This window comes from Arthrobacter sp. YAF17, from assembly GCF_052113365.1.
In the GTDB taxonomy this organism is placed as follows: Bacteria; Actinomycetota; Actinomycetes; order Actinomycetales; family Micrococcaceae; genus Arthrobacter.
Genome location: NZ_JBFRDB010000017.1, coordinates 75,469 through 95,447, shown reverse-complemented (window position 1 = coordinate 95,447; position 19,979 = coordinate 75,469). Strand labels below are relative to the sequence as shown.

Annotated in this window: 15 protein-coding genes and 2 tRNA genes; 12 read left to right on the top strand and 5 right to left on the bottom strand. The window is 66.8% G+C overall.

The window, feature by feature from the left end; all coding sequences use genetic code 11:
- Nucleotides 1–5: 5 nt before the first annotated feature.
- From metG to AB4Y67_RS14890, 7 genes are all read left to right on the top strand, one after another.
- Complete coding sequence (gene metG / locus AB4Y67_RS14920; RefSeq protein ID WP_441406546.1) at nt 6–1,565, top strand: methionine--tRNA ligase; 1,560 nt, start codon at nt 6–8, stop codon at nt 1,563–1,565.
- A gap of 153 nt (nt 1,566–1,718) precedes the next feature.
- On the top strand, nt 1,719–2,771 hold the full coding sequence (locus AB4Y67_RS14915) for a 3-isopropylmalate dehydrogenase (protein WP_441406545.1): 1,053 nt from the start codon (nt 1,719–1,721) through the stop codon (nt 2,769–2,771).
- 135 nt (nt 2,772–2,906) lie between these two features.
- Nucleotides 2,907–4,019 carry a branched-chain amino acid aminotransferase gene (locus AB4Y67_RS14910; protein ID WP_441406544.1) on the top strand — a complete coding sequence of 371 codons (1,113 nt, stop codon included), beginning with the start codon at nt 2,907–2,909 and terminating at the stop codon, nt 4,017–4,019.
- A gap of 168 nt (nt 4,020–4,187) precedes the next feature.
- On the top strand, nt 4,188–4,955 hold the full coding sequence (locus AB4Y67_RS14905; protein ID WP_441406560.1) for an MBL fold metallo-hydrolase: 768 nt from the start codon (nt 4,188–4,190) through the stop codon (nt 4,953–4,955).
- Between the two features lie 127 nt (nt 4,956–5,082).
- Nucleotides 5,083–5,859: a fumarylacetoacetate hydrolase family protein gene (locus AB4Y67_RS14900; RefSeq protein ID WP_441406543.1), complete on the top strand. Its 777-nt coding sequence runs from the start codon at nt 5,083–5,085 to the stop codon at nt 5,857–5,859.
- Nucleotides 5,860–5,976: 117 nt separating this feature from the next.
- Complete coding sequence (gene gltX / locus AB4Y67_RS14895) at nt 5,977–7,509, top strand: glutamate--tRNA ligase (RefSeq protein ID WP_441406542.1); 1,533 nt, start codon at nt 5,977–5,979, stop codon at nt 7,507–7,509.
- A 2-nt stretch (nt 7,510–7,511) separates the two neighbouring features.
- Entirely contained in the window at nt 7,512–8,258 is a 747-nt protein-coding gene (locus tag AB4Y67_RS14890) for an HAD family hydrolase (protein ID WP_441406559.1), read from the top strand.
- Here the strand turns inward: AB4Y67_RS14890 and AB4Y67_RS14885 are convergent.
- Nucleotides 8,255–9,661: a hypothetical protein gene (locus AB4Y67_RS14885; protein ID WP_441406541.1), complete on the bottom strand. Its 1,407-nt coding sequence runs from the start codon at nt 9,659–9,661 to the stop codon at nt 8,255–8,257. The genes AB4Y67_RS14890 and AB4Y67_RS14885 overlap by 4 nt on opposite strands.
- Nucleotides 9,662–9,993: 332 nt before the next feature.
- Between AB4Y67_RS14885 and AB4Y67_RS14880 the strand changes: the two genes are divergently transcribed.
- The 4 genes from AB4Y67_RS14880 to AB4Y67_RS14865 all read left to right on the top strand — a co-directional run bounded on the left by AB4Y67_RS14880 (nt 9,994) and on the right by AB4Y67_RS14865 (nt 13,723).
- A tRNA-Gln gene (locus AB4Y67_RS14880) sits at nt 9,994–10,065 on the top strand.
- A gap of 130 nt (nt 10,066–10,195) precedes the next feature.
- Nucleotides 10,196–10,268 (top strand) — tRNA-Glu (locus AB4Y67_RS14875).
- Between the two features lie 99 nt (nt 10,269–10,367).
- A complete protein-coding gene (locus AB4Y67_RS14870; RefSeq protein ID WP_441406540.1) occupies nt 10,368–12,113 on the top strand; it encodes a dynamin family protein in 1,746 nt (581 codons plus the stop codon).
- Nucleotides 12,110–13,723 (top strand): GTPase, encoded by a 1,614-nt coding sequence (locus AB4Y67_RS14865; protein ID WP_441406539.1) that lies wholly within the window; start codon nt 12,110–12,112, stop codon nt 13,721–13,723. Before AB4Y67_RS14870 ends, AB4Y67_RS14865 begins: the two co-directional genes overlap by 4 nt.
- Nucleotides 13,724–13,811: 88 nt before the next feature.
- Here AB4Y67_RS14865 and AB4Y67_RS14860 read toward each other — a convergent pair whose 3' ends face one another.
- The 4 genes from AB4Y67_RS14860 to AB4Y67_RS14845 form a co-directional block, all read right to left on the bottom strand.
- The gene (locus AB4Y67_RS14860) at nt 13,812–15,368 is read right to left on the bottom strand and encodes a hypothetical protein (protein WP_441406538.1); all 1,557 of its coding nucleotides are present in this window, start codon (nt 15,366–15,368) and stop codon (nt 13,812–13,814) included.
- A gap of 701 nt (nt 15,369–16,069) precedes the next feature.
- The gene (locus tag AB4Y67_RS14855; protein WP_441406537.1) at nt 16,070–16,936 is read right to left on the bottom strand and encodes an SGNH/GDSL hydrolase family protein; all 867 of its coding nucleotides are present in this window, start codon (nt 16,934–16,936) and stop codon (nt 16,070–16,072) included.
- A 159-nt stretch (nt 16,937–17,095) separates the two neighbouring features.
- Complete coding sequence (locus AB4Y67_RS14850) at nt 17,096–17,632, bottom strand: DUF1697 domain-containing protein (protein ID WP_441406536.1); 537 nt, start codon at nt 17,630–17,632, stop codon at nt 17,096–17,098.
- Nucleotides 17,633–17,649: 17 nt separating this feature from the next.
- The gene (locus AB4Y67_RS14845; protein WP_056426387.1) at nt 17,650–18,369 is read right to left on the bottom strand and encodes an IclR family transcriptional regulator; all 720 of its coding nucleotides are present in this window, start codon (nt 18,367–18,369) and stop codon (nt 17,650–17,652) included.
- A 124-nt stretch (nt 18,370–18,493) separates the two neighbouring features.
- Here AB4Y67_RS14845 and leuC point away from each other — a divergent pair, with 124 nt between their 5' ends.
- Complete coding sequence (gene leuC, locus AB4Y67_RS14840; RefSeq protein ID WP_441406535.1) at nt 18,494–19,948, top strand: 3-isopropylmalate dehydratase large subunit; 1,455 nt, start codon at nt 18,494–18,496, stop codon at nt 19,946–19,948.
- Nucleotides 19,949–19,979 lie beyond the last annotated feature (31 nt).

Here is a 19,979-nt window from a genome sequence, read left to right as displayed (position 1 = left end):
AAGCTGTGACCACCTCCGAAAAAACCCCGTTCTACATCACCACGGCCATCAGCTACCCCAACGGCGTGCCGCACATCGGCCACGCCTACGAGGTGATCGCCACTGATGCGATGGCGCGCTTCAAGCGCCTGGACGGCTACGACGTCTTCTTCATGACCGGCACGGACGAGCACGGCCTGAAGATGCAGCAGACGGCGGAAAAGGAAGGCATCCCGGTCAAGGAGCTCGCGGACCGCAACTCGGCCGCGTTCCGCCAGATGAGCGATGACCTCGGCATCTCGCTGAGCCGCTTCATCCGCACCACGGACCCGGACCACTACGAGGCGGCCAAGGCGCTCTGGCAGCGGATGGAAGCCAACGGGGACATCTACCTCTCCAAGTACGCCGGCTGGTACTCGGTCCGCGACGAGCGCTATTTCGTCGAGGACGAGACCGAAGTGCAGGCCGACGGCCTCCGCTACGCGTCAGAAACCGGCACCGAGGTGACCTGGACCGAGGAAGAGAGCTACTTCTTCAAGCTCTCCTCCTACCAGGACCGGCTGCTGGCCCTCTACGCGGACCACCCGTCCTTCGGCGCGCCGCACAACCGGTTCAACGAGGTGGTCAGCTTCGTCAAGGGCGGCCTCGAGGACCTGTCGATCAGCCGCACCTCCTTCGACTGGGGCGTCCCCGTCCCGGGCAACCCGGACCACGTCATGTACGTCTGGGTGGACGCGCTGACCAACTACCTGACCGGCGTCGGGTTCCCGAACACCGAATCCGAGCTGTTCCGGAAGTACTGGCCCGCGGACGTCCACGTGATCGGCAAGGACATCTCGCGCTTCCACGCCGTCTACTGGCCCGCTTTCCTGCTGTCCGCCGGGCTGGAACTGCCCGGGCGCGTCATGATCCACGGCTTCCTGCACAACCAGGGCGTCAAGATGTCCAAGTCGCTCGGCAACGTGGTGGCACCGGCGGACTGGGTTGCCCAGTACGGCCTGGACCAGGTGCGTTTCTTCCTGCTCCGCGAAGTCCCCTTCGGCGCTGACGGCTCCTACAGCCACGACGCGATCGTGGGCCGGATGAACGCGGACCTCGCCAACAACTTCGGCAACCTGGCCCAGCGTTCGCTGTCCATGGTCGCCAAGAACTGCGACGGCGCCGTCCCCGTTCCGGCTGGATTCACCGTCGAGGACGCCGCGCTGCTGGGCCAGGCCAACGGCCTGCTGGACATTTCCCGCGCCGCGTTCGAAAAGCAGGAGTTCAGCCGCGCCCTCGAGGCCATCTGGAACGTCCTGGGTGACACCAACGCGTACTTCGCCGAGCAGGCGCCCTGGGTGCTGCGGAAGACCGACGTCGAACGCATGAACACCGTCCTGTACGTGACCCTCGAGGTGCTGCGGATCGTCGCCATCCTCGCCCAGCCGGTCATGCCGGCGGCGACGGCGGCCATCCTGGACACACTCGGCCAGCCGGAGGGTGAGCCGCGCGAGTTCGCCGCCCTGGGCACCCCGATCGTCGCCGGAACTGCGCTGCCCGCCCCGGCCCCGGTCTTCCCGAAGTACGAGGAGCCCGCCGAGGCGTAACAGTCCCGACGCCCGCCGAGGTGAGACTCCGCGCCCATGTCCTTCGATGACATCGGCGCGAAGTCTCACCTCTACGTCGTTAACCACGTGCCGCCGCGTTCGAATAGTGAGACGACTTGACCAGCATGTGGATGTCTTGGCTAGGCTGAAAACATGAGCGCATCCACGATTGATCTGGCCGTTATTCCCGGCGATGGCATCGGCCCGGAGGTCACGGCCGAAGCCGTGAAGGTCCTGGAGAAGGCTGCCGCGGCGGAGGGCATCGTGCTGCAGCAGACCCACTACAAGCTGGGCGCCCAGCACTGGCTCGAAACGGGGGAGACCCTGCCGGAGAAAACCCTCGCCGATCTCCGGACCCGCGACGCCATCCTCTTCGGCGCTGTCGGGGCGGCCCCGGGCGACACCCGGATCCCGTCCGGCATCATCGAACGCGAGCTCCTGCTCAAGCTGCGCTTCAGCCTGGACCACTTCGTCAACCTGCGGCCCTCACGTCTGTACCCGGGAGTGGCCAGCCCGCTCGCCCATCCCGGCGACATCGATTTCATTGTGGTCCGCGAAGGCACCGAGGGCCCCTATGTGGGCAACGGCGGCACCCTGCGCGCCGGCACCCCGCACGAGGTCGCCACCGAGGTCTCGCTGAACACCGCCCACGGCGTGGAGCGTGTGGTCCGGGACGCCTTCCGCCGGGCCAACGACCGCCCGCGCCAGAAGCTCACCCTCGTGCACAAGCACAACGTCCTGGTCTTCGCCGGCCACCTCTGGAAGCGCACCGTGGAGGCCGTGGCCCAGGAGTTCCCCGAGGTCACCCATGACTACCTGCACATCGACGCCGCCACGATATTTATGGTCACCGACCCGGCACGTTTCGACGTGATCGTCACCGACAACCTCTTCGGCGACATCATCACCGATCTGGCCGCCGCGGTCACCGGGGGCATCGGCCTCGCCGCCTCCGGCAACATCAACATGGAACGCACGGCCCCGTCCATGTTCGAACCCGTCCACGGGTCGGCGCCGGACATCGCCGGCCAGCAGAAGGCGGATCCTACGGCGGCCATCCTCTCCGCCGCGCTCCTGCTGGACCACCTTGGCTACGGCTCCGCCGCCCGCAAGATCGAAGCGGCCGTCGTCGCGGACGTCGCGGGCCGCGGTGGCGAAGCGCGCAGCACCAGCGCGATCGGTGACGCGATCGCCGCCGCCCTGTAGGCCCACCCTGCAGCCCCCTTTGGTACGGGGCCGTAGGCCCCGCCAACGGGCGTAAGCTTGTTTCGAATCACCAATATGCTGCCGTGGTCCGACGATGAACCACGTTCACACCAGGCAGCCGACCGTGGAGGAACCATGACCCAGACTGCCCATGGCGTCGAATTCACCCAGCAGCCCTCGGCAACCCCGAAGTCCGCTGAAGAACGTGCTGCCATCCTGGCGAACCCGGGATTCGGCAACTATTTCACCGACCACACCGCGATCGTCGACTACAGCGTCGACGCCGGGGGCAAGGGCGGCTGGCACGATGCCCGCGTTGAGGCCTACGGTCCCATTTCCCTGGACCCCTCCGCCGCGGTGCTCCACTACGGCCAGGAAATCTTTGAAGGCCTCAAGGCCTACCGGCACGCCGACGGCTCCGTCTGGACGTTCCGGCCCGAGGCCAATGCGGCCCGCCTGAACAAGTCGGCCCGCCGCCTGGCACTCCCGGAGCTCCCGGAAGAGTACTTCCTCGGCGCCATCCGCGAGCTGGTCTCCGCGGACAAGGAATGGGTTCCCTCCGGCGACGGCGAAGCCCTCTATCTGCGGCCGTTCATGATCGCCACCGAGGCGTTCCTCGGTGTCCGCGCCGCCCGCGAAGTGTCCTTCCGCGTCATCGCGTCCCCGGCAGGCAACTACTTCGGCGGCGAGCTCAAGCCCGTCTCCATCTGGATCTCCCGCCAGTACGCCCGCGCCGGCCGCGGCGGAACCGGCGCCGCGAAGTGCGGCGGCAACTACGCCGCGTCACTGATCGCGCAGCAGGAAGCCGAGGCCCACGGCTGCAAGCAGGTGCTGTTCCTGGACCAGTTCAATGACAACGCCGTGGAAGAGCTCGGCGGCATGAACGTGTTCTTCGTGATGAAGGACGGCTCCCTGGTGACGCCCGCGCTGAGCGGCACCATCCTGGAAGGCATCACCCGGATGTCCGTCATCCAGGTTGCCAAGGACATGGGCCGCGAGGTCACCGAACGCAAGATCACCCTGGATGAATGGCGCGACGGCGTGGCATCCGGCGAGATCGCCGAGGTCTTCGCCTGCGGCACCGCCGCCGTGATCACCCCGATCGGTGTGCTCAAGGACGACACCGAGTTCATCGGCTCCGAGGACGCGAAGGCGGGGGAGACCACCATGGCCATCCGCGAGCAGCTCCTCGGCATCCAGACCGGCGCCGTCGAGGACACCCACGGCTGGCTCACCCGCCTGGCCTGAGCGCCGGCGCCCAAGTTACACGCAGCGTTCGACGGCGGCTCCGCACCTTCCAGTGCGGGGCCGCCGACGTTGTTGTTGGTTGCGGGGCTGCTGCCGTGTGACGGACGGCTCGTGCGGCTGCCGGTTCGGTGCGAAGATGGAACTGTGATCCCGGACGACCCCCGCGCCATGGTGCGCAGCACTGAGCTGACCCGATTCAGGCTGGCCCCCAACCCGGGGCCGATGAGCCTGCACGGGACCAACTCCTACGTGATTGCCGCGCCCGGAGGGGCGGGCGCCGTCGTGGTGGATCCCGGCCCGCTGGATGAGCCGCACCTGCAGGAACTCGCCCAGGCCGGCCCCGTCGAGCTCATCCTGATCACGCACCGGCACGCCGACCACACGGCCGCCGCCGCCAGGTTCTCCGAACTGACCGGGGCGCCCGTGCGCGCCATGGATCCGGCCCACTGCCACGGGGGGAGCCCCCTGGTAGACGGCGAGGTCATCCACGCCGCAGGGGCCGAGATCAGGGTTGTGGCAACGCCGGGCCACACCTCGGACTCGGTCTGCTTCCACCTGCCGGCCGACGGCCGCCAGGGCTCGGTCCTTACCGGCGACACGATCCTGGGCCTCGGAACCACGGTCCTGGACTACCCCGACGGCACCCTGGGGGACTACCTGGCCTCCCTGGACCGGCTGGAACGCCTCGGCGCCGCGACCGTCCTCCCGGCCCACGGTCCCATGCTGCCCGCGCTGGACACCATTGTCCGCGCGTACCGTGACCACCGCGAGGACCGCCTAGCGCAGATCCGCTCCGCGCTCGAAAACCTGGGCGCCGGCGCCGAAGTGACAGAGGTGGCCGACGCCGTGTACGCCGCCGTCGACCCGGCGGTACGACCCGCGGCGGAACTCTCCGTGGCCGCCCAGCTGCACTACCTGCGGAGCTCACCCTTGTAGCTGGCAGAAGGGGCCGTTTTGAGTGCTCATAACGGCCCCTGCTGCCAGCTAGGTGGGAAGGGCTGGGTGCGTGCCACGGTCCGCCGCCTCGTCAGCGACGCCTGCCGGAGACGGTACGCTTGGAGCCATGCGTATCGCCCGGTTTGTAGTCGATTCTGATCCCCTCTACGGCATTGTTGAAGGTGAGCCCGGCAGTGAGGAAGTCACTGTCATCAACGGCGACCCCTTCTTTCACGGCGTGGAACGAACCGCCGTCCGGCACAAGCTGGAGGACGTGCGGCTCCTCGCCCCGATCATCCCGCGCAGCAAAGTGATCGGCGTCGGCCGCAACTTCGTGGAGCACGCCCGGGAACTCGGCAACGAGGTCCCGGCGCAGCCGCTGCTCTTCCTGAAGCCCAACACCTCCGTGGTCGGACCCAACGACCCGATCATCCTGCCGGAGTTCTCCGACGAAGTGTCCTTCGAAGCCGAGCTCTGCGTCGTAATCGGCCGGATCTGCAAGGACGTCCCGGAGGAACGCGTCGACGACGTCATCTTCGGCTACACCTGCGGCAACGACCTCACCGCCCGCGACGTCCAGAAGACCGACCTGCAGTGGGCCCGGGCCAAGGGCTTCGACACCTCCGCGCCGCTGGGGCCGTGGATCGAGACCGAGCTGAACACCGAGGACCTGCAGATCCAGGGCCGCCTCAACGGCGAACTGCGCCAGGACGGCAGCACCAGCCAGATGATCCGCGGCGTCCGCGAACTCGTCTCCATCGTCTCGCAGGCCTTCACCCTGCTGCCCGGCGACGTCATCATGACCGGCACCCCCGCCGGCGTCGGACTCGTTACGGCCGGCGACCGCTTCGAGGTCGAAATCGAGGGCATCGGCCGCCTCTCCAACCCGGTGGTCCGCCGCTAGCGATTTTCGCGCCGGTATCGGACAGCCGCCCCGTGGATCCACGGGGCGGCTGTCCGTTTTCGCAGCGGAAACCGCGGGCGCCCGGCACCGATGAGGGTTGGTAATGTTGGTACCACTATGACTACTCCCTCTGCGCCCGACGCCGTCTCCAGCTCCGCTACCAGCGTGACCAGCGAAGTCACCGCTGACACCCCGGTCCGTGTCCGGTTCTGCCCGTCGCCCACCGGCACCCCGCACGTCGGCCTGATCCGCACGGCCCTGTTCAACTGGGCCCACGCCCGCCACACCAATGGCACCTTTGTGTTCCGCATCGAGGACACGGACGCGGCGCGCGACTCGGAGGAGAGCTACCAGCAGCTGCTCGAGGCCCTGAAATGGCTCGGCATCACCTGGGAGGAAGGCGTGGAAGTGGGCGGGCCGCACGAGCCCTACCGCCAGTCGCAGCGCCTGGACCTGTACAAGGACGTCGTCGCCAAGCTGATCGACGCCGGCTACGCCTACGAGTGCTACTCCTCGCCGGACGAGGTCGAGGCCCGCCACCGGGCCGCCGGCCGCGACCCCAAGCTGGGCTACGACAACTTCGACCGCGAACTCTCCGACGAGCAGCTCGCCGCGTTCAAGGCCGAGGGCCGCCAGCCGGTGCTCCGCGTCCGCATGCCCGACACCGATGTCACCTTCACCGACATGGTCCGCGGCGAGATCACCTTCAAAGCCGGCAGCATCCCGGACTACGTGATCGTCCGCGCCGACGGCTCCCCGCTCTACACCCTGGTCAACCCCGTCGACGACGCTCTGATGGGCATCACCCACGTGCTCCGCGGCGAGGACCTGCTCTCTTCCACGCCCCGCCAGGTGGTGCTGATCCGCGCGCTCATGGAAATCGGTGTGGCCAGCTACCTGCCGGTCTTCGGCCACCTGCCGTACGTCATGGGCGAGGGCAACAAGAAGCTCTCCAAGCGCGATCCGCAGTCCAACCTGTTCCTGCTCCGGGACCGCGGCTTCATCCCGGAGGGGCTGCTGAACTACCTCTCCCTGCTGGGCTGGAGCCTCTCCGCCGACGAGGACATCTTCACCGTCGAACAGCTGATCGAAAACTTCGACGTCAACGACGTGCTGGCCAACCCGGCCCGCTTCGACATCAAGAAGGCCGAGGCCATCAACGGCACGCACATCCGGATGCTCGACGCCGAGGACTTCCGCGGGCGGCTGGTCCCGTACCTGCGCGCCGCCGGGTTCGTCGGCGACACGCTCACTGCCCGCCAGGAGGAGATCCTCGCCGAGGCGGCCCCGCTGATCCAGGAGCGCATCTCGCTGCTGGGCGAGGCCCCCGAGATGCTCGCCTTCCTGTTCAAGAACGACGACGCGGTCGACGTCGCGGACGACGCCCGCAAGGGGCTTCCGGAGAACCTCACCGAGGTCCTCGACGCCGCCCTGGCCGTCCTGGAGCCCCTCGCAGACTGGACCGCCGAGAACATCCAGACCGTCCTGAAGGAAGCGCTGGTGGAAGGTCTCGGCGTCAAGCCGCGCCTGGCCTTCGGCCCGGTCCGCACGGCGATCTCCGGCCGCCGGATTTCCCCGCCGTTGTTCGAATCCATGGTGATCCTGGGCAAGGATTCGTCCCTGGCCCGGCTGCGCGCTTTCCGCGGCTGATGATGAGCACACCCGAGGTCATCACCAGCGCCGGGACGAATGCGCTGGCCGCCGGCCTGGGCGGCATCCGCGGTGTGCTGTTTGACATCGACGACACCCTGGTGGATCTGGAATTTGCCATGACGGCGGCCCTGCGCGACGTCAGCGAACACCTCCTGCCCGGCCTGGACCAGGCCGGGTGGGAGAAGTTTGGGCGGATCTTCACCCGCGAGACCACCCACTTTTACGACCGCTACCTGGCCGGAGAGCTGAGCTTCAACGAGCAGCGGCTCCTCCGCGGCCGGGCCGCCCTGGGGCACTTCGGCGTGGAACTGGAGGAGGGCGAGCAGGCCCACCACTGGGTCAGCTCCTACGCCTGCCGGCAGCACGGCTACATCCGCGCCTTCGAAGACGTTACGCCGATGCTGGACGCGCTGGATGCAGCCGGCATCCCTTACGGGGCAGTGAGCAACAACGTCCACGATTACCAGCGGGTCAAGCTGGACGCTGCGGGCCTGGAGCGCATCAGTGTGCTGGTGGGGACGGACACCGTGGGTGCGGCGAAGCCGGATCCGGCCATCTACCTGGAGGGCGTGCGCCGCCTCGGCACCGGCGTCGGCGAAACGCTGTATGTGGGGGACAACCGCCTCCTCGATGCCGACGGCTCGACGGCGGCGGGCCTGCTGGGCGTCTGGCTGAACCGCGGCGGGGAACCGGCCCCGGGCTTTGCGGGCCGCGAGGTCGGTTCCCTGCTGGATCTGCTGGCCTAACCTTCCGCCGGGGCCGTCCCGGCACGGGCCCGCCGGTTCCGCAGCCCCAGGAACGCGCCGACCGAACCCAGGCCCAGGACACCGACGATCCCGAGGGCCATGGCCGCGTCAGCCTGGCCGGCCATCGTCGACGGCGAGACGGCCGCGGCGCTCGAGTGCAACGTGCCCGTGCCCTCGGCAATCCGGGCGTTCCCGTCCGCGAGCTTGTCTGCTCCGATGGAAAGCTGCGAGGAACCGGACGCCAGTTTCGTGTTGCCCGCCGAGAGCTCGGTGGCGCCCGAGGCGAGAGCCAGGGATCCGTTGAGCAGCCCGGGGTTGACCGGATCCGCGGGGTCGCCCTTGATGCCGGCGTTGAGCGCCACGGTCCCGTCCGCGAGCCGGGAACTGCCTTCGGTCATCCGCGCGGCGGCTTTGATGAGCCCGGGGCGTGCGGGGTCGCCCGGAACGCCGTCCATGCCCGTCCGGATCTTGGATGTTCCATCGGCCAGCAGGTGGGTGCCAAGTACCACACCAGGGTTCTGGGGGTCCTGGCTGTTGAGCTTTCCGGCCAGCGTCCCGAAACCAGCTGTCAGCTTTCCCGTCCCCGCGTGCAGTTGGCCGGCTCCTGCCTGCAGGCGCCCCGCACCGGCCTGCAGCTGCGAGGCTCCCGCGTCAAGCTTCTGCGCACCGGCGGTGATTTTGGCGATCTTGTCCTTGACCACGGACAAAGGCACCAGGCCCTGCACGGGATCCGAGGCCGCGGCCTGCAGCAGTTCGAGGGCCTGCGCGAGGGCCGCCGTTCCGGTGCCGGCTGCCGGGTCGTTGCCGGCGCCCCGGTAGCCCTTGAGCTGGACCGTGCCAGCGGAGAGTTCACCGGTGCCCGCTGCCAGCCGGGCCGCACCCGCATCAAGCTGTGTGGCGCCGTCGGCCAGGTTGTTCTCGGCGTTGCCGGCGGCCGTGGGGGTCAGGGCGGCCGAGAGCCGCACGGCTCCGGCGGCAAGCTTCTGCGCGCCGTCGTCGACCTTGTAGACGCCGGGGGCGAGTTTGTTGTTGACGTCCGTTTCGATCTTGACGGCGCCAGTCGCCACCTGGTCCGCTCCGGCCTGGAGCTTCTCAGCCCCGGGAGCAAGCTTTTCGCTGATCCCCGCATGTATTTTTTCGGCACCGGCCGAGAGCTTGCCGGCGCCGGTGTCCGCCTGGCCGGCGCCCGCCGCGAGTTTGCCGGCCCCGTCCTTCAGCTGCGTGGCTCCGGCTGAGGCCTGCCCGGCGCCGTCCTCGAGCCGGGCGGAACCATCCGCTATCCGGCCGGTAACGAGCGTGTAGAACCCCAGAAGGGCAACCAGCAAGAGTGCGAGGACGGCGATGGCGATCTGTTGGGCGCGGGGGCGGGTCGGGCTGATGGCGGCGGCACGGCTCTGTGTCACAGATGGTTCCTCTCGACGGTGTTGCCGGCAGCGGCTCTGCTGCCAGCCCCCGGCTGTGACGCAGCTAACATTCGAAAATGCCCATGCAGCTGCCCGCAGCGGAGTGGGGGAGGGTTAGTTACTCGTTGGTAACTTACCGAGCGTAAACTTGTTGACCCCGGATTGGCAAGGGTTAGTAGGCGTCGAAGGTGCGGCCGGGCCGCCGATGGCTGATTCCGCAGGCGGCCGGGCGGCCGATTTGTGCGCAGGAAAACTCTCGGGTAAAGTAATTACTCGTGCTGAGGCGCCGGGAGCGCGGGTTTAGACCCACGGATCCGGCCCGAAAGTTCCATTGGGATATGGTGTAATTGGCAACACTACGGTTTCTGGTACCGTCATTCTAGGTTCGAGTCCTGGTATCCCAGCTCTGAAAAATCCGCGGATTTCCGCGGCTGATCAGGGGTTTTGAGTCGGTTCGCCGATTTGAAACACTTGCTGAGTGTATGAAATAATCGCTTAGCGCGAACGGCAGAAATGTTGTTCTGGAGAGTACGCGGCCCCATCGTATAGCGGCCTAGTACGCTGCCCTCTCACGGCGGTAACGCGGGTTCGAATCCCGCTGGGGTCACAGATAAGACGGTCCCGGGCATCAGCCCGGGGCCGTTTTTCGTTGTCCTGAACCCCGCGTTCCGGAACCGGCGCGGCCTGGAACTGGCATGATGATGCGGTGAGCTCCGACGAAACCCCCGGCCAGGCCGCTGAACTGCTGGAAGCCGTCCACCGCGACCTTGCCGCGACGGCCCTGCCGCTTGCCCTCCCCGGTGCGGATGCCGCCCGGCTGGATATCGGCGATGCCCTGGCCCAGCTCGAGGACTACATCCTGCCCCGCTACCGGAGCCTGGACGCGCCCCTCCTCGCCGTCGTGGGCGGATCCACCGGCGCCGGGAAATCAACCCTCGTCAACGGACTCGTGGGGCACGCCGTCACCCGCGCCGGTGCCATCCGGCCCACCACGCGGCAGCCCATCCTGCTGCACCACCCCGCGGACGGGCACTGGTTCGAGGGGCAGCGGGTCCTGCCGAGCCTGAGCCGGATCCGCGGCACGGTGAGCCAAGAGCCGCTGCCCGCCAGCCAGGCCGGACCCGCCCCGGATGCCGCCGCGATCTCCTCGCTGGTGCTGGTCGCTGATACGGCGGTTCCGCAGGGGATTGCCGTATTGGACGCCCCCGACGTCGACTCGATCTCCACTGACAACCGCAAGCTCGCCGGCCAACTGCTGGCTGCCGCCGATTTGTGGGTCTTCGTCACCACCGCCAACCGCTACGCCGACGCCGTCCCCTGGCGCCTGCTGCTGGACGCGGCCTCCCGGGACATCATGGTGGCTGTGGTGTTGGACCGGGTGCCGCCGGGTGCCGAAGCAGAGGTAAGCGCAGACCTCCAGTCCATGCTCAACAGGGAAGGGCTGGGCAGTGCACGGCTCTTCATCGTGCCCGAGACGGCCCTGGACGGGATGGGCCTGCTTCCGTCCGGCGCTGTTCAGCCGCTGCAGCTCTGGCTGCGGGAACTCGCCGCGGACGCTGCTGGTCGCTCCGACATCGCCCGGCGGACTCTTAACGGGACCGTGAAGGCCCTGGGTAGCCGCGTCGACGCCGTGGCGCAGGCCGCCGGCGCCCAGGAACACGCTGCCGGGGCCCTCGCGGGGGATGCCCGGGACGCGTACCGGGACGCCGTGGCAAGGATCCTTGAGGCCACCCGTGACGGTGCGCTCCTCCGGGGCGAGGTCCTGGCACGCTGGCAGGACTTTGTGGGCACCGGCGAGTTCTTCCGGGCGATGGAGCAGAACATTGGCCAGTTCCGGGACCGGGTCGGTGCTTTTTTCCGGGGCGAACCGGCACCGGCAGTGCGGGTGGAGACGGCGATCGAAACCGAGCTGCAGGCCGTCATCATCGATGAGGCCGCCAACGCGGCCGAGGACACGGACCGGCGCTGGCGCTCGGATCCGGCCGGCCGCCAGCTGCTGGGCTCCGACGACCTCTCCGGAACCTCCGAGGGCTTCGCCGAGAAGGCCGCTGCCGAGATCCGGGCCTGGCAGGGGGGCCTCATGGAACTGATCCGGACCGAGGGCCAGGGCAAGCGCACGCAGGCGCGCTGGCTGTCCTTCGGGATCAATGGCCTCGGCGCCGCCCTCATGATTGTGGTGTTCTCCATGACCGCCGGACTCACCGGGCTGGAAATCGGGGTCGCAGGCGGCACCGCCGTCGTTGGACAGCGGTTGCTGGAGGCGGTGTTCGGTGAGGATGCCGTCCGCCGGCTCGCCCGGACAGCCCGCGAGGATCTCCACGCCCGCTGCCAGCAGCTGCTCCAGGTTGAACAGCAGCGCTTCCTGGCCCGGCTTGAGATCCCCGGCGGGGTCGCCCCGGCGGTGCTCGCCGGCCACGCCGCGGCGCTCCGACGCCTGGCGGCCTCCGCATGAGCCGCCATGGCGCCGCCGCAGAGGCTTCCCGGCTGGACCGCCGGCTTCACGCCCTGAACGAGGCACGTGAACTGGCCGCGGGGGCGCTCCCGGAAGATGTCCTGGAGGGGGTCCTCCAGGTGCTGGACCGGGCGAGTTCGCGGCGTTCCCTGTCGGCGGACCACACCGTCGTCGGGTTCTTCGGGGCCACCGGCAGCGGAAAGTCCTCCCTCTTCAACGCAGTCAGCGGCGAGGAAATCGCGACGGCGGCTGTCCGGCGGCCCACGACGTCCGAGCCGCTGGCCGGCGTCTGGGGCGCCGAGGGCAGCGAGGAGCTGCTGGACTGGTTGGAGGTCCGCAACCGGCACCACGCCACCCCGGTCCCCGGCTTCGCCGACGAAGGCACGGGCCTCATCCTCCTGGACCTTCCCGACTTCGACTCCACGCGCGCCGCAAACCGCGAGATCGTGGTGCGGATGGTGGGACTCGTCGACGTCCTCGTCTGGGTGCTCGATCCGCAGAAATATGCCGACGCCGCGGTGCACAACGATTTCCTCACCCCGCTGGCCTCGCACGGAGCCGTCACCCTGGTGGTGCTGAACCAGATCGACCGGCTCCCGGAGCGGGACGTTCCGCCGGTGCTGGAGTCGCTCAAGGCCATCTTGGCGCGGGACGGGCTGGGCAAGGTGCAGGTCATTGGCGCCTCCGCCGTCGTGGGCAGCGGCGTGGACAAGGTCCGGGCCGCCATCCGCGAGGTGGCCAGGCAGCGCCAGGCCCAGTCCCAGCGACTCGGCGCGGACGTCACACGGGCCTCGGCCGGGCTCGCTGAAGCGTCGGGCGACGGCGAGGCGGCGGGGGTCACGGCAGCGTCGAAGGCCCTGCTGGCAGAAGAACTGGCCGGGGCCGCGAATGTTCCGCTCGTGGTGGAGGCCGTCGTCCGGTCCTACCGACTCGAGGCGACCCGCCGCACCGGGTGGCCGGTGACGCGCTGGCTGGTCCGGTTCCGGCCTGATCCGTTGCGGCGGCTGAACCTGCGCCGGGAGGGCGCCAAACCCGAAGTGAACCGCACGTCCCTGCCGCCGGCCGGCGCCCCGGAGCGGGCCCGCACGGATGCCGCCGTCCGGGAATTTGCCGACGCGGCCTCCGCCGGCGCCCCCGGCCCCTGGCGGGCTGTCATCCGCGGCGCCGCCCGCGAGGGCAGGGACCAGCTTCCGGATGCCCTGGACCTGGCCATCGCCTCCACGGAGCTGAAGGCCGGTGGCACATCCTGGTGGTGGACGGCGTTCAACGTGGTCCAGTGGCTTGCCTTGCTGACGGCCCTGGGCGGGTTCGCCTGGCTCGGTGTCCTGGCGGCTTTGGGCTATTTGCAGCTGCCCGTGCCGGAGGTGCCGCTGGTCCAGGGCTGGCCGGTGCCGACCGTGATGATCGCGGGCGGGGTGCTGTTGGGAATCGTCCTGGCGGTGCTGGCGAAGTTCATCGCGGGCGCCGCTGCCAGGGGGCGGGGCGCTGGGGCGCGGAAACGGCTCAAGGCGTCTGTCGCGGCCGTGGCGGAGGATCTTGTGGTGGAGCCGGTGGAGCTTGAGGTCAGCCGGCTGGGGTCTTTCAACAAGGCTCTGCGGGCGGCGCGCTAACCTGAGTTCCAGGAACAGTCGCGAGTTGCTTTTACACTCGACGGTAACGCCACCGCGGGGAGCATGCGGTGGCCAAGCCCTTGACGTTCTACAACACGACCCAAGAAGCGGCCTTGCGAATTCGCGTTTGGCCGGTTGTCTGGTCGATGCACGATGATCCATCCCGGCCACCGATGGAAGCCCCGTAGACCGGACCCCTATATTGGTGTGTGACTTCCGTGTTGCCTGTTTGTACAGGTGGGTTTGCGCTTCCGACTGGAGCGTCTTGGTAATAGATATCGATGTTGACATTTGTGTAGGCGCCGACGTCGGCCCCAACCGTGGTTGCCGGGTTAGTTCGCCAGGCTGCCTGCCCGCGTGAACATGTGACATTGCTGATATAGATGTTCCTGGTAACGGTCTGCCTCGTGTCGAACTGAATGCACTGATTCGTGGAAGATGCCGAGTCGAGGAAGCCGCCGGTCACACGAATGTCGCTTACTCCGGTCAAGGAATTGTCGGTGCCGTCCTTGCCGATGAACATGGTGCAAGATTTGGTGTCCCTGAAGTTGGGATTGGCGATATCGAATTGCCTTACGCCGGACAGGTAGAGGGCGATGTGGGCCGAGTACGTCTTATTCCGCTTGCGGACCACTGGAGCAACGAGCGCGACATTTTCGCAAAAGCCGTAACTGAACTGGCTGAAGGCATTGATTCCGGCTGCGCTTGTGTTCGAGTCTTCCGCCAAGCAGTTGATGTAGCGAATGTTGGAGTGCCAGTGACCCACCACTCCCAAGGCTTTGAATGCGCCGCCGCCCGTGGAGGCGTTTCCGGGCGCGTTTCCGGGATTGCGGCTGATGCAGTTGTTGTATGTGATATCAGTAACCGAAAATCCACCACCGATACGGTAGGAATGTTCCGGGGCGCCGTCAACAGTCCAATCGTGGAACCGCAGACCATAGGTGTTGTAGTCGGCTGCGGACTCAATGAGCAATCCGTTCATGCCGTTATACGGTCCGGCAGCGGACGCAGCCGATGTGCCAGAGACAGTGGCGCGCGGGAAGCTGACGTTGGAGACGTTGTTTTGCAAGTACACGCCGACAATGAAGTTGCGGATGTCGATGTTCGCGATGCACGAGTCCGCGAGGTTCAGTATCCGAACCGAGCGCTGAAACCCCGTAACCTCCAGCCTGTCGATACAGACGTTGGTGCGGGCCGTCGCGGTCACGGCTTGGGCATTGCCGATCACAACGCCATTCAGGCCCGGGGTGTCTCCTTGTGAGGATAGGACGCGGAGGTGGCCGATGTGCACATTGCTGCCGGCGACATAGACGCCTTGATCCTTTACCGTGGCGTGTCCTGGGGTCTCGACATCCAAGACGGCTGCCTTGAACCCATCGTTCGTGATAATTGCCCAAGCGCCGATGGTGTTCTTAACTATCCTTGAGCCATTGGACACCAACGTCATGTTCTTCGGCGCGCTGATGGAGGACGAGATGACGTACGTCTTTTCCTTGCCCAATACGAGTGTCTTGCCTTGCGCAGCCGTAAATGCGCTCTGCAGCGCGGCTGTTCCCAGCGCAGTTCCGTCACCGGCGCCGGCGTAGTCATCGGCCGAGATTCCGTTGCCGGTATCCACTACAGCGGCGGGGAGAAGGGCCTGCATGCCGTTAGGGGCGGCAGCTAGCCCGAGACCTCCGAAAATAATGGCCCTTCTCCGTGTCACTGACATGATGATCAGCCTTTCCCCGGATACCGACAACCCACGGCCATAATGGACCTGCGAGGTTGGGAAAACCTAGGGTTCGGCCTGCTCGCGTTTGGCCCACGAATGTTGCCTTGATGGCGTCCAGGACGCTGTCGCCCAGCACATGTGGATCAGGTCTCCGGGGATGGCCGAGTTCCAAATTTGCGGAACTGTTTGCGAAGCGGACGAAATGGTAGCCCGAGCCGGACGGTCAGACAGGAGGGCGGGCCCTCTGGTGGTTGGCGCCAGGACCTGCCGACATGTGGAGCCTTGCAGATGCAAGCCGGCTGCGAGGCAGGGGATTCACAGCCGCGCTGAAGCGCAGCACCACGATCCACCGCGCGGTTCGGGCGCGGTTGCTAAGACGTGCGCGCCATACCGTCGTCGCAGTAATTGGGGTACGGGTCCGTGCACTGTCTCACAAATGCCGGCGATTTCTGCTCGAAGCCTTCAGCTGCTGGAGCTGGTTCTGGCACTCCGAAACGATCCGGCGGACGACTTTCAGCCGCAGTTCAGAGGTAAAGTCAGCTGGCGTGTGGGCTAAGTCCCAGGCCTCCGAATCCGGAAGCCTAGCCGTTCACAGCACTCTTGGCTGCACACAACTCGGGTAGGAATCGCACCTAGTGAACGAAATCAAGTTGGACAATTTCTTGGGAAAGCCAGTCGGCGAATGCTGATTGTCCGGCGTCGTTCAAGTGGAGTTCGTCGAAGAACAGATGAAACTTGCCATCCAGATGTTTAGCGGCATCAATCAGCGGTACACCCGTGCGTGCAGCGATTTCTCGAACCTTCTCGGCGAGGAGCGCCCGGCGCGCGAGGACTGTGTTGAATACGTCTCCCTCAAGGTGATTGTCGAGCCACGAATCCTCCCCGCGGGCAGCGGAACGGTAAGGGGAAGTTGCCAACACAAGGTTGATTCCCAGACTACGAGATGCCCCAACAATAATCTCCAAGATCTGGGCGGTTGAGTTGAATCCGCGCAACATTTGTGTAGCTTCTGGGGTCAGCGGCGGCATGATAGGCGCATATCGGTCAGTCGGGTGCCAGTACGTGGCCGGGGCGCCAAAGATGTGAACGTCACTCTGTGGTGCAAACAAGATCACTGTGCCGCCGGTTCCCACGAGTGGATAGATCTTGTTAATCAGAACGTTCAGCAGTTGTAGGGTAGTGGCTCCGGAATACCCCCCGTTCCGGCACGAGAAGTGGATGCCGGCTTTGTCGAGCAAATTCTCCGCACGGGAGACGAACCGACTCGCTTCGGCGTTGAACATCGATTCCACGAAGGAATCACCGAGAAAAACCATCGCAGGGTGGTTCTGCCTATTTGGGTTGCCAGTCTCGATAAATCCGTTGTGATCAGTCCGGCAAGTGAAGGGTCCCTTAGTGAGTGAACCATCCGTCCCCTCCAGATACGAAGCTGACGGACTTTGCTGCTTGTCGGTCGAGGGCTCGACCTCTTTAAGACGGATGTAGCGTCCTGTAGCCATGATGCTCCGATGAATTTTGAAGGGAAAGTCCCACTGAGGATATCGCCTTACCGCGACAGGTGAGCGCGTGCCATGTGATTCACTCTTCGCGTGGGAACGCGGACTGTGCGTTTCCCTACATCGTTTCGGATCGCACAATTGGCCGGTATTGAAACTAGCTCAGATAAGTACAGCGGCGTCCCGGACCTTGATCATGGTGCGCAGATTGCGCGTGGTGGTGGAGGCCTTGTACTTCGGCTTCGAGGACAGCTTGCTGAACGGGCTGTCCAGCGTGCCGCCGGCGGGCGCCAGCCACGCCAGGGCTTCCGGTCCCAGCAGGGTCATTTCTGCCCCGTCCATCGCGCGGCCGGCCTCGTAGAGCTCCGTAAGAACTTCGGCGTCCGAGCCGAGCGTGAGATAGGTGTGCGTAGAGGTGTCGTCCGCGGGGTAGGGGCACGCAGCTACGAGTTCACCCACACGGTCCGCCGCCAGGACCACCACCCAGGCGTCGTAGCCGAAGGCCTCCCTGAGGCACGCCTCGAACTCCTTCTTGACGGCGGCCTGAGGCAGCTCGCTGGAGAGCACGACATTGCCGCTGGCCAATAGGGTCTTCACGTCCGAAAACGGGCGGGACTTCAGTTCTTCCTTCAGCTCGGCCATCTTGATGGTGATGCCGCCGACGTTGACGCCGCGCAGGAAGACCGCATAGCTGTTCATGCGGACAGCCTATGCCTTCAGTCGTTGGTCTTGCGCAAGGCCTCGGTCAGCACGCGGGCCGCGTTGCAGACCACTTCGGCGTGCAGCCGGCCGGGCTGTCGGGTGAGGCGCTCGATCGGCCCGGAGATCGACACCGCAGCGATGACGCGGCCGGACGGGCCGCGCACGGGGGCAGAGACAGAGGCAACCCCAGGCTCGCGTTCGCCGAGGCTCTGACCCCAGCCCCGGCGTCGTACTCCGGCCAGGACGGTGGGGGTGAAGCGTGCGGCCTGCAGGCCTTCCAAAAGGCGGTCGTGGTCCTCCCACGCGAGCAGCACCTGGGCGGCCGAGCCGGCCTTCATGGACAACTGGGTGCCGACGGGAATGGTGTCGCGAAGACCGATGGGCCGCTCGGCGGAGGCCACGCAGACGCGCCAGTCGCCCTGCCGGCGGAAGATCTGGGCGCTCTCGCCCGTCGCATCGCGGAGCTGCATCAGAACCGGCCCGGCGGAGGCGATCAAGCGGTCCTCGCCGGCGGCCGAGGCGAGCTCCACCAGGCGGCTGCCGAGCACAAAACGGCCCTGGATGTCGCGGCTGACCAGCCGGTGGTGGACCAGCGCCAGTGCCAGCCGGTGCACGGTCGGCCTCGCCAGTCCCGTGGCCGCAACAAGCTGCGCCAGGGTGGTAGGGCCTGCCTCAAGTGCGTCAAGCACATGGGCCGCTTTATCGATGACACCGACTCCACTAGAATTGTCCATGTAATGATATTGCCGTCTCATTATCTGAGATGCAAGTCAGTGCGCTGGCGCATGACGCGAGAGTGCTGATTCAGTGGAGACAGCAAACTGGCAAGCACGTACACCGCAGTGAAGGGAGCAGGCCGTGGCAAAGACACTGGCCGAGAAAGTCTGGGACGCGCACGTGGTGCGAAAGGGCGACGGCGAAGGAGCCAACGCCCAGCCCGACCTTCTCTTCATCGACCTCCACCTGGTGCACGAGGTGACGTCGCCGCAGGCCTTTGAGGGCCTCCGGCTGGCCGGGCGCCCGCTGCGCCGGCCCGACCTCACCATCGCCACCGAGGACCACAACACTCCCACGCTGGACATCGACAAGCCAATTGCCGATCTCACCAGCCGCACGCAGATCCAGACCCTGCGCAACAACTGCCAGGAGTTCGGTGTCCGGCTGCACTCCCTCGGCGACGCCGAACAGGGGATCGTCCACGTCGTCGGCCCGCAGCTTGGCCTCACCCAGCCGGGCATGACCGTCGTCTGCGGCGACTCGCACACGTCCACCCACGGAGCCTTCGGCGCCCTCGCGATGGGCATCGGCACGTCCGAGGTGGAGCACGTCATGGCCACCCAGACACTGTCCCTGAAGCCTTTCAAGACCATGGCCATCAACGTAGAGGGCACCCTGAAGGCTGGCGTCTCCGCCAAGGACATCATCCTGGCCGTCATCGCCAAGATCGGCACCGGCGGAGGCCAGGGCTACGTGCTTGAGTACCGCGGCTCCGCGATCCGGGCGCTGTCCATGGAAGCCCGGATGACCATCTGCAACATGTCCATCGAAGCCGGCGCCCGCGCCGGACTCGTCGCCCCGGACCAGACCACGTACGACTACATGTTCGGCCGCCCGCACGCACCGCAAGGCGCCGACTGGGACGCCGCCGTCGAATACTGGAACACCCTGCGCTCCGAGGACGACGCCACGTTCGACGTCGAGGTGGACCTCGACGCCGACACCCTGGAACCGTTCGTCACCTGGGGGACCAACCCCGGCCAGGGCGTGTCCCTGTCCGCCAAGGTGCCCTCGCCCGGGGACTTCGGCGACGAGAACGCCAAGGCCGCAGCGGAACGCGCGCTGCAGTACATGGGGCTGGAGGCCGGCACGCCGATGAAGGACATCCGGGTGGACACCGTCTTCCTGGGCTCCTGCACCAACTCCCGGATGGAGGACCTCCGCGCCGCGGCAGACATCATCCGCGGCCGCACCAAGGACCCCAACATCCGGATGCTCGTGGTCCCCGGCTCCGCCCGCGTCCGCCTCGAGGCCGAGGCCGAGGGCCTGGACAAGGTCTTCAAGGACTTCGGCGCCGAGTGGCGCTTCGCCGGCTGTTCCATGTGCCTCGGCATGAACCCGGACCAGCTGGAACCGGGGGAGCGCTGCGCCTCCACCTCGAACCGCAACTTCGAGGGCCGCCAGGGGAAGGGCGGGCGCACCCACCTGGTCTCCCCGGTGGTCGCAGCCGCCACCGCGGTCCGCGGCACCCTGAGCTCGCCCTCGGATCTGGACCCCGCTCCCGAGTCCGCCACGGTCAGCGCCGGCGCGGCGTAGCGTCCAGCAGTCCCTGATCCACACAGCCCAG

Excerpts from the sequence above, each read along its gene's own strand:
- AB4Y67_RS14915 (WP_441406545.1), top strand. The coding sequence starts at position 1,719 with ATGAGCGCATCCACGATTGATCTGGCCGTTATTCCCGGCGATGGCATC.
- AB4Y67_RS14910 (WP_441406544.1), top strand. The coding sequence starts at position 2,907 with ATGACCCAGACTGCCCATGGCGTCGAATTCACCCAGCAGCCCTCGGCA.
- gltX (WP_441406542.1), top strand. The coding sequence starts at position 5,977 with ATGACTACTCCCTCTGCGCCCGACGCCGTCTCCAGCTCCGCTACCAGC.
- AB4Y67_RS14860 (WP_441406538.1), bottom strand. The coding sequence starts at position 15,368 with ATGCAGGCCCTTCTCCCCGCCGCTGTAGTGGATACCGGCAACGGAATC.
- AB4Y67_RS14900 (WP_441406543.1), top strand. The coding sequence starts at position 5,083 with ATGCGTATCGCCCGGTTTGTAGTCGATTCTGATCCCCTCTACGGCATT.
- AB4Y67_RS14865 (WP_441406539.1), top strand. The coding sequence starts at position 12,110 with ATGAGCCGCCATGGCGCCGCCGCAGAGGCTTCCCGGCTGGACCGCCGG.
- AB4Y67_RS14905 (WP_441406560.1), top strand. The coding sequence starts at position 4,188 with ATGGTGCGCAGCACTGAGCTGACCCGATTCAGGCTGGCCCCCAACCCG.
- AB4Y67_RS14850 (WP_441406536.1), bottom strand. The coding sequence starts at position 17,632 with ATGAACAGCTATGCGGTCTTCCTGCGCGGCGTCAACGTCGGCGGCATC.
- AB4Y67_RS14845 (WP_056426387.1), bottom strand. The coding sequence starts at position 18,369 with ATGGACAATTCTAGTGGAGTCGGTGTCATCGATAAAGCGGCCCATGTG.
- AB4Y67_RS14855 (WP_441406537.1), bottom strand. The coding sequence starts at position 16,936 with ATGGCTACAGGACGCTACATCCGTCTTAAAGAGGTCGAGCCCTCGACC.
- AB4Y67_RS14890 (WP_441406559.1), top strand. The coding sequence starts at position 7,512 with ATGAGCACACCCGAGGTCATCACCAGCGCCGGGACGAATGCGCTGGCC.